Genomic DNA, 15,454 nt, shown 5'->3' on the forward strand with positions numbered 1-15,454 from the left:
GACGGGAAGGATGAGCAGATTGCGAACACGATCAGTGAAATGGATATCTATTACGTTGATTGCACTCCTATTATGGCTGCCGCTGCAGTCTATTGCTGTATTCGCGCAAGCTTTGACGGAGGAAGAGTTGAGAGAGATTGCCGGCAGCGAAGTGCTGATTGACGATATAGAGCTGGAAGGCGCCGCGCTTAATCCGGAGGCAGCAGCTTACGGTTCACTCGAGGCGGTTGAGGTAGAGGGGCAGACCTTCGAGAATGCGCTTCGGTTCACGACTAATGTCCAGCCGCAGGGCACTTATTTGTTCCAATACGTGATGCCGATCGAAGGAAAGATCGAACAGGATGACGTGCTGCTAGCTTCTTTCTATGCTAGGACGATCAGCTCAACCCACGAGACGGCTGAGGGACAGCTGGCAGTCGTCATGGAGAAGACGCAGACCTGGGATAAGTCGATTAACGAAACGATTGCAATCCCATCCCAGTGGAAAAAGTTTCTTATCCCAATCAAAGCGGCTCTGCTTATGCCTGCAGGGGAGTTCCCGGCCAATAACGCGCAACTAACGCTGCGTCTGGGCTTTAAGCCGCAGGTCGTCGAGATCGCCGATCTTCAATTAATCAATTATATGAAAGCGATTACATTCGATCAACTGCCGAGCACGCCCGTTACCTATGAGGGTATGGAGGAGGATGCGCCTTGGCGGGCGGAAGCGGATGAGCGAATTGAGCAGTATCGCAAAGGCGACTTCGCGATTACCGTTATCGATGAAGACGGCAGGCCGGTCGAGGGAGCGGACGTTCATCTGAAGATGAAGAACCACGAGTTTAAGTTCGGCACGGCGGTGAACAGCGCACTGGCGCTTGGTACGGATGCCAATTCCGAAATGTACCGGACGAAGCTGAAGGAAAACTTCAATTCGGTCGTGATGGAGAACGACATGAAGTGGTCATGGTGGGAAGGCAATCGCGCCAGAACGGTGCAGCTGTACAATTGGCTGGGCGAGAACGGGTTTGCCGTCCGAGGCCATGCATTGCTATGGGATGGCGCAAGCCGAATGCCGGCCGATATCGGCGAGCTGCTGAACGACCGCGAAGCGCTGGATAAGCGAATCAAGGATCATTTTCACGAGCTGGCCGGTTATTTCCGGGGTCGCCTATTCGATTGGGATGTGCTTAACGAGCCCGTGCTCAATAAGATGATTCGCGGCGTTTACGGCGACGAGATTGCTGCCGATTGGTTCAAATTAGCCAAGGAAGCGGATCCGGACGCCAAGCTGTATCTCAATGAAACGCAAATTTTAGGCGTTGATGCTCCGGTTATCGACAACCTGTCGGATATTCTTCAGACATTGAAGGATAACGAGGCGCCGATTGACGGCATCGGCATTCAAGCGCATTTCGGCAGCACCCCGGTAGCGCCGATGGACTTCTACGATCAACTGACGCACTTTACCCAATATGCGGATGAGATAGCCATTACGGAGTTCGATATGAATTCGCCGCGGCAGGACGTGCAGGCGATGTTCACGAGAGATCTATTGATCGCGACGTTCAGCCACCCGAATGTGCAATCGTTCACGATGTGGGGGTTCTGGGATGGCGCGCATTGGCAGAACAATGCTCCGTTATTCCGAAGCGACTGGAGCTTGAAGCCTTCAGGCGAAGAGTGGCGCAAGCTCATCTACGAGACCTGGTGGACGGATTCACAAGGAATAACAAATGGTAGCGGTGTATATGAAGATCGCGGTTTCTATGGGGATTACGACATTATTATCGACTATGAAGGCGTCAGCCAGACGATTGAGCGGTCATTGTACAAGAACAGCGATAACCGTGTTACGATCGTGCTTGGTCAAGAGGAGGATACAAGCGAGCCATTCATTCCATTGCCTATTCCGCTTCAGAATGCGGAAATAACGTCTCCCGTGTGGCCATACGGCAGCGTGTTCGGGGCATCCGAAGCTTCCGCAACTGCGGTGACGCTGTCTTGGCCCGAAGCGCATGACAATGCGGCCGTCGATGGATACCGCATCTATCAGAACGGAAGCTTGCTTCGTGAGGTGGATGCTGCGATTACGGACTACGATGTAACAGGCTTGAAGCCTGGAACGGGCTATACGTATACCGTGGAAGCGGTCGATGCGCAAGGCAATCGTTCCGTACCGAGCGAGCCGCTTTCTATAACGACGTTATCGGATGCTGATGCCGATGCAACAACGCCTGGCTGGAGCAAAGGTTCGTTCATCACCGTATCCGGGCTAAGTGAAGACGGAGCAATATTGAACTGGCCGGGAGGCGTCGATAATGGGGTCGTAGGCGGATACCGGATTTACGTGAATGGACGGATCGTTCATGAAACGACAGCGCGAAGCTACGAGCTAACCGATCTGATGGAACAATCATCGTATACCGTTCGCGTCGAATCGAAGGACGCGGACGGCAACTTGTCGCTGGGCGGACCGATAGTCACCTTCAAGACATTAGGCGCCGCCGATCATTCCGCTCCCGTATGGGCAGACGCGAGCTTGACGCCATCGGATGTCGAGGCCGACAGCGTCAAGGTGAGCTGGAGCGGGGCACAGGATGCCGGCGGCGTAACCGCATACCGATTGTTCGACGGCGTCAAAGAGCTCGTAACGCTGCCGTCATCCGTCGATTTCTACCAAATTAACGGATTAACAGAGAATCGTACGTATACGTTCAGAGTAGAGGCTGCCGATCATGCCGGCAATTGGACAACGAATGGGCCAGCAGCAACGGTAAGCACGGCTGTCACTCAAGATGCCGTCTTGCCAACGTGGCCAAAGTCGAGAACGCTCCATTACAGCGCTTTGACCGATCGTACCGTCAGCTTGAACTGGACGACTGCGACGGACAACATAGCGGTTGCCGCTTATCGAATCTACCAAGACGATGCGATTCTAGCGGAAGTGGACGGCAACACGCTTCACTATGATGCGAGTGATCTGGAAGCGGGTCTGACTTATGCGTTTCGTGTCGAAGCGGGAGACGCCGCTGGCAACTGGACCGCATCCGGACCGTCGATTACGGTTCATACTTCCTCCGGCGTCGTTCGGAACAATACGACGCTTTACCCGAGCGACGACGCTTTCATTCAAGCTCCTGCCGTGTTCGGAGGAGACGGCACGACGAACAATATAGCCTATCTGCGGTACAAGAACGCGGCGGGCGCTTCGGCAACGGAGCAGAACAAAAACACGGGCAATAATCGCAGAGCGTACTTGAAATTCCCGCTCGACACGGTAACTGGAAGTGTATATGAAGCTACATTAAACCTTTACGTGTATGCGGTGCAAACGCCGAATTTGGATATTGGCATGGATCTGTATGCAGCGGGCGACAGCTGGTCCGAGACGACGGTTAATTGGAAGAACAAGCCGGTTGACGGCAGCTTGTTAGGAAGCGCGACCGTGCGGAACGCCGGGTATTGGTTGTCGATTCCGGTGACGGATTACATTCAGTCAGAGCTGAACGGCGATGGAATCGTCACCTTCAAGCTGACCGACGACAGATGGCTTGATCAGAATGTCGATATCCACTCCAAGGAGGCGACTGGCACGAACGCTGCCTTGAAGCCTTATCTATCGGTCGGCACGGACGAGATTCCAACAGATGCAAGCGCACCGGAGTGGGATGCGGCTACGCTGAACGTGAGCGATGTGAAGCCGGACAGGGTCAGGCTTGCTTGGTCCGCAGCTACCGATGACGCAGGTGTGAATGGTTACAAAATCTATCGCGACGGTACTGCAATCGATACGTTGCCGGCAGATGTACGGAGCTATGAAGCAACAGGATTAACAGCGAATACGAGCTATTCATTCAAGGTAGAAGCGCTGGATGCGGTTCAAGAAACGACAACAGGACCTGCCGCGCAGGCAACGACGGCGGCAACCGATACGGTTGCTCCATCTTGGCCGGGTGGTACTGCCATACAAGCAGTTCGTGTAACGCGCACTGGCGTTACGCTTGAGTGGACGCCAGCCGAGGATCAGTACGGCATTGAAGCTTATGCGATTTATAATGGCGGCGTTAAGATTAATGAAGTGGCTGGCGATGTGCATGGATATGAGGTTACGGGACTGCAGCCTGGCACAGCTTATTCGTTTAGCGTGAAGGCGCAAGATGGCACGGGCAACTCGGCAAGCAGCGCAGCGATTTCAGTCACAACGTTAGCCGCCGACGACAGCGAGCCGGTATGGGGGGAAGACGACGAGCTAACGGCATCGATTGTGACAACGTCTGGCGTATGGCTTCACTGGCCTCATGCGACGGATGATACAGCTGCAACGAATTATCGCATCTACAAGGGCGATACGATTATCGGTGAAGCAGGCGCGCAGGCAGACAGTTACTTTGCTTCCGGACTTAGCAGCGATACGTCTTATACGTTTCATGTTCGTGCGCTGGATGAAGCGGGCAACCTCTCAGACCCGCTGACAGCCGAGACGGTAAGGACGCTGCAGCAGGATACGATTACGCCGCAATGGCCGACCGGCTCGCGGATCAACGCGGTGCTGGAGACAGGCGCGGTTCATGTAGCATGGGATGCAGCGGTAGACAATATTGCGGTTAAGCATTATCAGCTTTATCGGGACGGTGTGCCAATCACCCTGATAGATGGCGGTTTCACTAGCTATTCGGATATGGCTGGCAATCCAGATGCCGTGTATAAAGTCGAAGCGGTCGATCTTGTCGGCAACTGGACGGTATTCGGGCCGAGCACGACAGATCCCATCATTCCGGTGCCGCAGGATACGATGCCTCCAGGCTGGCCGATTGGCAGCAGGCTCTTGGCTAGCGCAATAAGCCAAACTTCCATACGGTTAACTTGGGATGCGGCGATCGATCAGATCGGCGTAACGGGCTACAAGCTGTTCATTAATGGAATTGAAGCAGCGACGCCGCCTGGAACGGGCTGGACAGTAACTGACTTAACGCCGGGCATGAATTATGACTTTAAGGTAGAAGCGGTCGACGAGGCAGGGAACGAGTCCGTCAATGGCCCATCGGTTCGCGCACGTACGAAGACAGCGGGGAATAACACGCTTCCGCCCGTACAGGATACGGAGGAACAGCCATTCATCACGACTAACGATGGCAAAGTAAGCATCCTGTTTCCCGATTCGTTCGTGACTCCAGGAAGCGGGCCGATTATTATGTCGCTCGATGGGACGATGCTTGCCGAGGCATTCGGCAAAACCGCAACTGATGCGTCAGGAAAAAACGTGATTAGCGTTAAGCTGCCTCCTGCGACAGATGCGACTTCCTATGGCTTGCAAATACCGGCGAGCTATCTAACAAGCAGCGGCAGCAATAGAGTAATTGAGCTTATTACCGACTGGGGAACGTTGACGCTTCCGGGAGCTATGCTGGCGAACAACGCCGCTGCCAAAGCTGCGGCATTCGTAACCGTCAGCATATCACGAGCTCAACTGCCAGCCGATACGGAGCTAAGCGGAAAAGTCGGCCTTGTATTAGAGTTGTCGGTGTCGTCGCAAGGCTCTGAGTTGCTTTACGATAATAAGGAAGCACCGATCGAGGTTGTTATTCCTTATCAAGCGACAGACTTGGAGCGCCAGCATTCGCAGCATCTGTCGGTCTGGTATGTCGGCGGCGATGGAGGAAGGCATGGCGTGCCGTCTGGACGCTACGATCAAGCAACAGGGGAGATGCGCTTCACTACAGATCATTTCAGTAAGTATGCCGTCGTCTATAACGACAAAACATTTACTGATCTGGCTGCTGTACCTTGGGCGCGTGAAGCCGTCGAAGCTCTTGCGGCGAGAGGCGTTGTTCGCGGCGTATCCGAGAACGCCTACAACCCCGTTGCTTCGATAACTCGTGCAGACTTCTTGAAGATGCTGGTTGACACTCTCCAATTATCAGCCGATGTGAAGTCATCTTCCTTCGGAGATGTCAAGGATACCGATTACTTCTATGAAGCAGTCGAAGTTGCGCATTCACTTGGCATAACGAGCGGCAAGGGAAGCGGTCTGATTCAACCAAGAGCGCCGATCACCCGCCAAGAGATGTTCACGCTAATTGCAAGGGCGCTGCCGCTTGCTGGCAAATCATTGCCGGTTGCATCTCCGGAGCAGCAGCTTGCGCCATTCAAGGATCGCAGCGCGATTGCTCCTTATGCGGAAGCTGCGATTGCGGCTATGGTGATGGAAGGGCTCGTACAAGGCAGCGCATCGAAGTTGAATCCAACAAGTCCTTCCAATCGCGCAGAAGCTGCCGTGTTAATGTACAGACTGTTAAGCTATATCTTCGATTAAACCCAAATATTGGCCGTGGCGAACATTGTCGTTCGCCGCGGTCTACTCTTGTGATTTGCCGAGAGAGTTATTAGAGTGAATAGAGTAGGAATAGAAGTGCATCCGACCTGGCCTGGAGGAAACGAGATTGTTGAAGCCCATCATCAAGTATATGAAAAGATCGCTGAAGTGGAAGCTGATCGCGCTCATTGTAACGATACTCATCTTCACGGTTTCAGCCATCGGTTATTTCAGCTACGTCCAGACGATGCATTCCGTCAGCAAAGATATCGATAAGCTGACGAATCAAGTGCTTACGCAAGCGAATATGAACCTGAATCGTTTCTATTCGGAATACGAAATGATTTTCCTGCTGCTTGGAAGCAGCCTGGAATACCGGGAATGGCTGCATGCCTCGAACGATACGGAGCTCTCTTCCGATCTCGTTCGATATTATGAACGAATTAAGGTCAATTACTTGAACCGCATCTTTCTGCAATATCCGGAGGTCATGTCGGTCACGATGTACAACCCGAACGGACGGGAGCAGACTTTTGCCAACGGCTATGTGCTTTCGCTCGATTACAGCGTGCGGGACGAGCCGTTCTTAGGCGGGCTTGGCAACTATGACAAGGTGAAATTCATACCGCGGGTGGCGGACTATTATTTGGATTTCGGCAATCGCAAGTCGGAGAAACCGGTGCTTACCCTTTTCAAAAAATTCAATAACGGCTATGTCAAAATGGACATTTCGCTTACGCCCTCCCAAAACGTCATGGACGAAATCAGCATCGCCGATTCCAGCGTGGCCGCCGTTATAACCGAAGACGGAACGGTTATTCACCATTCCAATCCGGGCGAGGTAATGAAGCATACGGACGATCGGATCGTTAGACTGCTGGACGGCAAGAGCGAAGGCTCCATTAATGATCGCTCCAGAGAGGAGCTTATCGTATTCCAATCCATTGATCGAACGAATTGGAAAATATTCGCCGTGATCCCTTACGAGAAAATTGCCGGGAGCATTGATTATGTCCGCAATATGACGATTTTCATATCGGTGACGGCGTTGATTATAGCGGTTGTGCTTACCTATTTGGCCACGACCTCCATCGTTAAGCGGATAGCCAAGCTGAGACAGGCTATGGTCATCACGCAAATCAAGAACGACTTCAAATTTCGCGCGCAGGTCGACGGGAATGATGAGGTGACGGATTTAAGCTTATCGTTCAACAGCCTGCTTGGCCATCTGGAGCAATCGGTTAACGATTTAGCGGAGACTCGCGTTCAGCAGCATAAGGCGGTTGTATCCGCCCTGCAATCCCAGATCAATTCTCATTTTTTATACAATACGCTGGAGTCGATTAACTCGATGGCAGTCATCTACAAGCAACCGGACATAGGGAGCATTGCGGTAGCGCTGTCCCATATGCTCAGGTATACGTCGGACTACAAAGAATGGGAAGTCAGTCTTGCGGATGAGGTTCGATATACGGAAGATTACTTGGCTATTATGAAAATCCGTTACGGCGATGATTTGACTTACTCTATCGATGTTCCAAAGGAAATGACGCACGTTTGTTGCTCTAAAGCGCTGCTCCAGCCAATCGTGGAGAACAGCATCAAGCATACGAGAGAAACGACCGCGGAATCGGTCGATATCCGTATAGCCGCGGAGATCATCAATGCCTCAAGGCTTCGAATAACGGTCCAAGACAACGGTCACGGCTTCTCGCCAGAAGTATTGGCCCGCCTGAGAGCGGAGCTTGCGAGAGACCCGCGTCATCGTTACGACTATACGGGGGTAGGGATATCGAATCTGATCTATCGGTTGCATATGTTTTATGCGGGCGAGGCGGACATCCGCTTTTACAATGATGCCAGCTCGGGCGGAGCTGTCGTGGAAGTCATATTGCCATTGCGATTAAGAGATGTTGGAGATAAAGGGGAGAACGAATTATGAACCGAATTGTAATCGTCGATGACGAGGAGCTGATCCGCAGAAGCTTGTCCATCCGGTTATCCGATGTGGAGGGGGTAGCCGTTTCAGCTACACTAGCAAACGGTCAAAGAGCGCTCGATTGGCTGGAAGGCCATTTTGCCGATATATGCATTACGGACGTCAGGATGCCGCTCGTTGACGGGCTTCAATTAATTGAGACTGTCAATCGGCAGTATCCGTGGATGACCTGCATCGTTATTTCCAGCTATGACGATTTTGAATATGCGAAGCGGAGCATTCAGCTTGGGGCTATCGATTACGTGCTTAAGCCGGTAGACCCGGACGTATTGACCGAGGTGCTGGGCAAGGCATGCGCGAGAATTCAGACGCAGCGGCGATATGAAGCGAACCAGCTGCTGTTGCGCAAGCTGCCAAGCTGCAAGGCATTGCTTAATCAATGGATTGAGATGATCACTTCGGTGTACTTGCACGGACAGCCGCTGCTGATCGTAGATACGCTGGCCGTTCTGGAAGAGTGGCTTGACGGACGGCTCGAAATATTGAACGAGCTGGCGATGGCATGGACGCAGCTCCTCATCGAGGAACTGAAAAAACAGGATATCGAAGTGAATTACGAGGAAGGGGAAGATACCGGACTCGGAGAAGAAACGTTAGCTAATCAGCGAGTGCGGTCTTACTTTCGGTTATGCGCGGTAAGAAGGCTGGAGGAGGCGGCGAACGTGCTGATGGAGGGAGCAAGACGAAGCAAAAACCTTCAGAAGCAAGGCGCGGTCGATCAAGTGAAACGATATATCGAAGAACATTACGCGGAGAAATGGGGACTGCAGGATGTAGCCGACCATGTCGCGATGAGCCGCTCGCATTTGGCTATTCTGTTCAAAGAGGAGACCGGAATGACCATCTGGACGTATTGCATTAGCGTTCGGATGCGCAAGGCGAGAGATCTTCTGCTGACTACGACGCTGCGAAGCTATGAGATTGCCAACCGCGTCGGCTATGAGAACAGCGTCCACTTCTCTAGAATATTCAAGGAATATCACGGCATCAATCCGATGGAGTACAAGAATAAGCTGGAAAGCGATTAGTTGGAAAATAGACAAAGATACAAGCCCGCGAATCCTCTCTGATTCGCGGGCTTGTATTGCTTTACGCCAATCGCGCGCCCATCTGCTTCGCTTGCTCCAGCCATTTCTTGCGATTCTCTGCGGTAGCATGGGTGACCGGGCCGATATCCGTTACGCGAACGGGCTTGATGCCGCAAAATTGCAGAATGCTCTGCTTCACGACGCGATGTCCCGCTTGCCCGTAGATCAGCCGATTGTACCAAGACGGCGTATCGCTCGTCACGATGAGCCGGGCGGTCTTGCCGGTTAGCAGCTTATCGAAGAACATGGAGTTCTCCTTATACCTGAAGGCAAAGCCCGGCAACAGGATGCGGTCGAAGAAACCTTTCATTACGGCAGGCATCATGCCCCACCATACAGGGTAGACAAGCACGATATGATCCGCCCATCGGATGAGCTCTTGGGCTTTAAGTAGATCGGCTTCGAGCTCCGTTCTTTGACGGTAACCGAACTTTAAGTTCGGCTCGAATTCGAGCTCGCCCATATGGAGGGCGCGAACTTGGACCGGCTGCTCTTTGGCGCCTTCGATATAAGCTTGGGACAACGCCGAACAGAAGCTTTCGGTGTCGGGGTGGCCGGTAATGACGAGAATATTTGATTTCATGATCGATCTCCTCCGCGATATTGTTGTAAGATATATACAGCATAATGAAACTGCGGCATGAGATGAATGACGAGCGGCGCAATAAAAGTGAACAAAAGCGCAAAGGCGGGATTTAGCTTGAAAGATCAACGAATAGCGATTTCGATGGTTTATCCGATCATGAAGACGCTTGTTCATATGGGTTATGAGACGGAGCGTTTCTTCCGATACGCTTCCTTCGACGAAACCTTACTACAAGATCCGGAAGCGCGGATATCGGGCAGGGAATTGGAGCGATTAATATTATGCGCTGCTGAATATGCCGGCGACGAATTTTTTGGCTTGCATCAAGGGGAGCTGGCGGAGATCGCCGATATGGGCATTCTTGGCTATGTCATGATGCATTCGGGGAAGGTAGCCGAGGCGCTCGCAGCCTATCAGCGTTACAATGTCATCCTCGTGAGCGGATTCAACCTGGAATGGGTGGAGCGGGGAGACGATGTCATCATCCGCTTATACACGAGCAATCGTGCTGAGCGCATGTCGCGCCATTGCATGGAGGATATGGCAAGCTCGCTGTATCGTCTGATCGGCAGACTGAGCAATCGCCGCATCACGCTCGATGAAGTGCAGTTTACGCATGAAGCGCCTTCTTCTACGCAGCCTTACGAGTCGGTATTCGGCAGAACGCCGCGATTCGGCGCAGAGGATAACTTTTTGCGAATGAATAAGGAAGTGCTGAATTACCCTGTTCTGTACGCGGATCCGAAGCTGCTTGGCATCTTCGAGAAGCTGGCGGAAGAGACGAAGGAGAGGCTCATACAAGGGAACGCGTTCTCTGACCAAGTGTTTCAGTGGATGATGAAATGTATGCCCGCCTATTTTCCTACGCTGCAGCAGACGGCCGACTATTTCAATATGAGCACGAGAACGCTGCAAAATAAGCTGAATGACGAGCAAACCTCGTACAATTTATTGTCAGCCCGCGTAAGGAAGGAGCTCGCATTCAGTTATTTGGAAATAAAAGCTTATTCGATAGGCGAGATCGCCTATTTGCTTCACTTCTCCGAGCCTAGCGCGTTCCAGAACGCGTTCAAGAAGTGGACCGGCGTTTCTCCTGGACAATACCGCAATACGGGGCTTGGTGTTCATTGAGTCAAGAGGACGGATTCAAAACTATGCATTTGCAAGCTTTGTACAAATTTATAGAGCTATATGTCTATTCGATGTGATAAAATACCTATAATTCGGCAAATTATGCCATATCATTGGAATCGCTCACCGCTTCTAGCGAGAGGAAGGAGACATCATGGCAAACTATCAAATTTGCGACTTTTGTGGTGAGTTATCCGAGAAAACGAGCAAAAACATGTGCAAAAGCTGCGAGGACATGTACCACAAGCTGCGCGACATTGTTGCCGCTTATCCGGATACGATGGTTCTCGATCTTTCGAACCAAACCGGCATTAGCGTAAGTAGAATCCTTTCCTTCGCGAACAGAGGGTATTTCGTTATGAGGGAAGGAACGATCGAAATAAACGATTAGTCTGTTCTGCCTCTAACCTATGTATGGAAGAAACATGCCTGTTGCAACTGGCATGTTTCTTTTTGTTGCGTACAAATCTATAGATTTATAAGTTTCACAGTGATGACGATATGATAAACTAAGGAAAACGCTTTTACGCAAAGAGAGAGAGGTCGAATTCGAAAATGCCATTAGTAGACAAACCTATTGCAGAGCTTTATAAGTATGAGGGGCGGAATCCGAAACCGTCTGATCATGCCGAGTATTGGGATCGGGCGATTGCCGAAATGAAGGCGGTCGATGCTCAAATCGAATTGATTCGAAGCGAATTTCAAGTGCCTAACGCGGTATGCTTCGATCTGTATTTTACCGGTGTCAGAGGAGCGCGTATTCATGCTAAATATTTGAAGCCGCTGCATACTGCCGAGCCTCATCCTGCGATCGTGCAATTCCATGGCTATACGGGTAATGCGGGCGATTGGCAGGACAAGCTTCAATACGTAGCACTTGGCTTCTCGGTGTTCTCGATGGATTGCCGCGGGCAAGGCGGACTGTCGGAAGATACGGGCGGCGTGAAGGGAACGACGATGAACGGACATATTGTCCGCGGATTGGACGGCAATCCTGATCATCTGTTATTCCGCCATATTTTCCTGGACACGGCGCAGTTGGCTGGAATTGCGATGTCCATGCCGGAGGTTGACCCTGAGCGCGTAGGCGCGATGGGCGGCTCGCAAGGAGGCGCGCTCACGATTGCTTGTGCCGCGCTCGAGCCGAGAATTAAGCGGTTAGCCGCTGTATTTCCGTTTCTTAGCGATTATCAGCGCGTGTGGGAGATGGACCTCGCTAAGGATGCATATGCCGAGCTTAGGACGTTCTTCCGTCATTTTGATCCGCAGCATGAGCGTGAGGAAGAAATTTTTAGGAAGCTGGGCTATATTGATATCCAATATTTGGCTGAACGAATCGAAGGCGACGTGCTGATGGGTGTTGGGTTAAGCGATACGATCTGCCCTCCATCCACGCAATTCGCGGCTTATAATAAGATCAAAGCTCAGAAGCAGGTTGAGCTGTTCCCGGACTTCGGTCACGAGCATTTGCCGGGCTTCAACGATAAAGCGATGCAGTTTTTGCTCAAGCTGTAATCTAAGGGAGAATGCGAATATGGATGGAAAAAAGCTTGCTGGAGAAAAAGCGGCTGCGTATGTAGAGAACGGGATGGTCGTAGGCCTTGGTACGGGATCGACGGTTTATTGGACGATTATGAAGCTTGGCGAGAGGGTTCGCGAGGGGCTGCAAATCCAAGGCGTACCGACGTCACGGAGAACCGAAGAGCTGGCGCTCGAGCTGGGCATCCCGCTGTTGGACTTGGCCGAGGTGGATGAGATCGACTTGACGATTGACGGCGCCGACGAATCGGACGGCGAATTGAGCTTAATTAAGGGCGGCGGCGGCGCACTGCTTCGCGAAAAGCTGGTCGCTTCCGTATCCCGGCGATTCATCGTCGTTGCCGATGAGTCCAAATGGGTTGAATCATTAGGAAAGTTTCCGCTGCCGGTGGAAGTCGTGCCGTTCGGCTGGGAGCTGACAAGCAGGCAACTGGGCAAGCTTGGCTGCGATCCGGTCCTTCGAATGGCCGGTGATGAGATTTACCTTACCGATAATGGAAACTATATTATAGATTGTCACTTCGGCGTAATTAAGGATGCAAAGTCCTTAAGCGAAACTTTGAATAAATGGCCGGGCGTCGTCGAGAACGGGCTGTTCGTGAACATGGCGGAAAGAATCGTCTTAGGTTTTACGGATGGTTCGGTAGAGGAACGATTGCCGGAGTAAATCGATGCTTATAGCTGCCCCATGGTCAGAACATGACCATGGGGCAGCTTCGTTATCCCGATATAGAAGATTCCTTGATACGGAATGCGCTTGGCAGCAGCACAGCTGTCAACACAACGAACACGAGCATCGCCGGTAGAATGGAGCCGAACGCGTCGGTGGATTTCTCGAACAAATAGACGAATGCAGTGCCTGACACTTGACCGCCCAGCAAAATAACGCCTAGAGACATGCCTTCTTGGACGGGATATGCGGTTTCTGAGCCGTGTTGGAACAAAATCGGAGCTACGCCCATGATGGCGAAGCCGGCAATTCCGGCACTGATGATAAGCCATATGACGTTATTGGCAAGGGCAAGCGCTAGATACGTGGGAAGCAGCACGGCGATTGCCGTAATGAAGAAGGGGACTCTTAGCCGGCGTCTATCGGAATACAGGGGCAGCAGAATGGCACCGATAATTCCAGCAACGATGAAGAAAGCTCCTATTATGCTTGCTTCGTCTGTCGTTATTCCTCTTGGCAGCATAATATTCTCAAGCAGCGTTAAGATCGTATTGAAGATGCCGATTGAGATGAAGCTAATGAGTAAAATGCGACCGTAAGCCCGATTATTGATCAGCTGTTTCACAGTCGATAGATTTATAGCTGTAGCAGTCGGTAATGCCTCGCCAGTGCTGGCGGGTGACTTTACGAAGGCGAATAGAATAGCGATGCATGCCGATACAATGGCGATAATCGCGAACAGCATGAACAATTGCGGAATGCCGGATTGCTCCGCTACGATCGGTGCCATCACCACGGGAACGATGAATCCCACGTATTGAGCAAGCGTCAACAGACCTGCAGCGGTCGATCGTTCGGTTACAGGAAACCAATCCGCGGCTGCTTTGGTAGACAGATTCAGCAGAAATGGCTGTGCGATAGCAATAATGAACTGGGTTATTAAGACGATTGTAAAGTCATCAGCGAAGACGGCTCTAAGCAATCCGAAGATTGCCGTTAATGATGCCCCGATTATCAAGGAGGTCCGGTAGCCGTAACGGTCGATTACCCATGATGCCGGAAAGGAGAACAGGATGAACATCAGCATGAAGCTCATCGAGCATAAAGCGATGGACAAGCTGCCCACTCCGTAATAGCTCTCGGCTAAGCTTGAGATCGGCGCTAATGATAACCACATCATTTCAATTGAAACGATGATCGGGATCATGGAAATCAGAACGATCCATCTGTACTTTGAATGTACATTTGCTTTTATAACAATTCCACCTTTGGCCATAGGATCGATCTCAAGTCATAGAAGAAAAATCAACTAGAATATACCATGGATTTGCAGGTTCTGCCAAAGCGTATTTTCGGGCACGAGAGGACGGACTAGACTGCCCAAGCGGCAAAATGCTATGATGGTAATGGGTGAAGCAGACGATGAACAATGAGACGAAAAATGCAGACGTCAATGGCAACAACGAGAATCAAGCAAACGATTCCAACGAAAGAATGGTCGAATTGATCAAGGCAGTCTATCATAACGGACTTACGGCATTGAAGATGTACTTCGACGATGTCGAGGGTCAAGTTGTGAATCAAGAACGATACGGCCCGGTATTCCTCTTTCAAGTGAAGGACGAGTCCAAGAACGGTTATGTATGCGGTTTCTTCCTGCAAGAGCTCGTCGCGAAGTTCCAGTCTGGCGGCGATCCTGCGCAGTGGATGTCTTCGTTCTACTTCGAAATGATGAAGCAAGAAGGCGGCAAACCGTTTCCAACCCCTCCGGCTACTGAGGAAGCAGCCAAAGGCATTATCGACAATCAGCTCGTACCGGCTTGCATGGAAGCCATTCGCTCGGAATTCGCACCGGAGAAAGTGCATGTAGGTCTTGATATGCATCCCGAGCAAGGTCCGGTTCTAGAAGCCGGATTCCCGTCCATTATCGACGGCAACAATGTTTGTGCTGTTCCGCTCCATCTTTTGTTTACGCATCTGATGATGAACCGCGATCCTGCGGAATTGCTCATTCAAGGTCTATACAAGATTCGCGAAGAGCATGGCTTAGACTAGCATTTGCGATACGTTTAACTTAAGTCGAACAACCGACACTCCTTCATTTAGAAGGAGTGTTTTCAATTTGTGTGACAAACAAGAGCCCGCT

At 51.4% G+C, this 15,454-nt stretch carries 10 protein-coding genes; 8 read left to right on the forward strand and 2 right to left on the reverse strand.

Annotated elements, in window-relative coordinates; genetic code table 11:
- Positions 1 to 19 precede the first annotated feature (19 nt).
- From AC0YN0_RS10165 to AC0YN0_RS10175, 3 genes are all read left to right on the forward strand, one after another.
- Positions 20 to 6,295 carry a fibronectin type III domain-containing protein gene (locus tag AC0YN0_RS10165; RefSeq protein ID WP_475821177.1) on the forward strand — a complete coding sequence of 2,092 codons (6,276 nt, stop codon included), beginning with the start codon at positions 20 to 22 and terminating at the stop codon, positions 6,293 to 6,295.
- A 127-nt stretch (positions 6,296 to 6,422) separates the two neighbouring features.
- On the forward strand, positions 6,423 to 8,237 hold the full coding sequence (locus AC0YN0_RS10170) for a cache domain-containing sensor histidine kinase (protein ID WP_475821178.1): 1,815 nt from the start codon (positions 6,423 to 6,425) through the stop codon (positions 8,235 to 8,237).
- The gene (locus AC0YN0_RS10175) at positions 8,234 to 9,322 is read left to right on the forward strand and encodes a response regulator transcription factor (protein ID WP_475821179.1); all 1,089 of its coding nucleotides are present in this window, start codon (positions 8,234 to 8,236) and stop codon (positions 9,320 to 9,322) included. The genes AC0YN0_RS10170 and AC0YN0_RS10175 overlap by 4 nt, the downstream gene beginning before the upstream one ends.
- Positions 9,323 to 9,383: 61 nt before the next feature.
- Here the strand turns inward: AC0YN0_RS10175 and AC0YN0_RS10180 are convergent, their stop codons facing one another.
- The gene (locus tag AC0YN0_RS10180; RefSeq protein WP_475821180.1) at positions 9,384 to 9,965 is read right to left on the reverse strand and encodes an NAD(P)H-dependent oxidoreductase; all 582 of its coding nucleotides are present in this window, start codon (positions 9,963 to 9,965) and stop codon (positions 9,384 to 9,386) included.
- A 117-nt stretch (positions 9,966 to 10,082) separates the two neighbouring features.
- Here AC0YN0_RS10180 and AC0YN0_RS10185 point away from each other — a divergent pair, with 117 nt between their 5' ends.
- From AC0YN0_RS10185 to rpiA, 4 genes are all read left to right on the forward strand, one after another.
- Positions 10,083 to 11,099 carry an AraC family transcriptional regulator gene (locus AC0YN0_RS10185; protein ID WP_475821181.1) on the forward strand — a complete coding sequence of 339 codons (1,017 nt, stop codon included), beginning with the start codon at positions 10,083 to 10,085 and terminating at the stop codon, positions 11,097 to 11,099.
- 154 nt (positions 11,100 to 11,253) lie between these two features.
- The gene (locus AC0YN0_RS10190; protein ID WP_475821182.1) at positions 11,254 to 11,490 is read left to right on the forward strand and encodes a hypothetical protein; all 237 of its coding nucleotides are present in this window, start codon (positions 11,254 to 11,256) and stop codon (positions 11,488 to 11,490) included.
- Between the two features lie 164 nt (positions 11,491 to 11,654).
- Entirely contained in the window at positions 11,655 to 12,614 is a 960-nt protein-coding gene (locus AC0YN0_RS10195; RefSeq protein WP_475821183.1) for an acetylxylan esterase, read from the forward strand.
- A 19-nt stretch (positions 12,615 to 12,633) separates the two neighbouring features.
- The gene (rpiA, locus tag AC0YN0_RS10200) at positions 12,634 to 13,305 is read left to right on the forward strand and encodes a ribose-5-phosphate isomerase RpiA (protein ID WP_475821184.1); all 672 of its coding nucleotides are present in this window, start codon (positions 12,634 to 12,636) and stop codon (positions 13,303 to 13,305) included.
- 52 nt (positions 13,306 to 13,357) lie between these two features.
- On the opposite strand, the gene AC0YN0_RS10205 is transcribed toward rpiA, so the two are convergent.
- On the reverse strand, positions 13,358 to 14,584 hold the full coding sequence (locus tag AC0YN0_RS10205) for an MFS transporter (RefSeq protein ID WP_475821185.1): 1,227 nt from the start codon (positions 14,582 to 14,584) through the stop codon (positions 13,358 to 13,360).
- A gap of 146 nt (positions 14,585 to 14,730) precedes the next feature.
- Here AC0YN0_RS10205 and AC0YN0_RS10210 point away from each other — a divergent pair, with 146 nt between their 5' ends.
- On the forward strand, positions 14,731 to 15,363 hold the full coding sequence (locus AC0YN0_RS10210; RefSeq protein WP_337099209.1) for a hypothetical protein: 633 nt from the start codon (positions 14,731 to 14,733) through the stop codon (positions 15,361 to 15,363).
- Positions 15,364 to 15,454 lie beyond the last annotated feature (91 nt).

It is taken from the genome of Paenibacillus sp. J22P218 (assembly GCF_056269195.1).

Coding starts and splice junctions, on each gene's coding strand:
- AC0YN0_RS10205 (WP_475821185.1), bottom strand. CDS start 14,584: ATGGCCAAAGGTGGAATTGTTATAAAAGCAAATGTACATTCAAAGTAC.
- AC0YN0_RS10175 (WP_475821179.1), top strand. CDS start 8,234: ATGAACCGAATTGTAATCGTCGATGACGAGGAGCTGATCCGCAGAAGC.
- AC0YN0_RS10210 (WP_337099209.1), top strand. CDS start 14,731: ATGAACAATGAGACGAAAAATGCAGACGTCAATGGCAACAACGAGAAT.
- AC0YN0_RS10180 (WP_475821180.1), bottom strand. CDS start 9,965: ATGAAATCAAATATTCTCGTCATTACCGGCCACCCCGACACCGAAAGC.
- AC0YN0_RS10190 (WP_475821182.1), top strand. CDS start 11,254: ATGGCAAACTATCAAATTTGCGACTTTTGTGGTGAGTTATCCGAGAAA.
- rpiA (WP_475821184.1), top strand. CDS start 12,634: ATGGATGGAAAAAAGCTTGCTGGAGAAAAAGCGGCTGCGTATGTAGAG.
- AC0YN0_RS10195 (WP_475821183.1), top strand. CDS start 11,655: ATGCCATTAGTAGACAAACCTATTGCAGAGCTTTATAAGTATGAGGGG.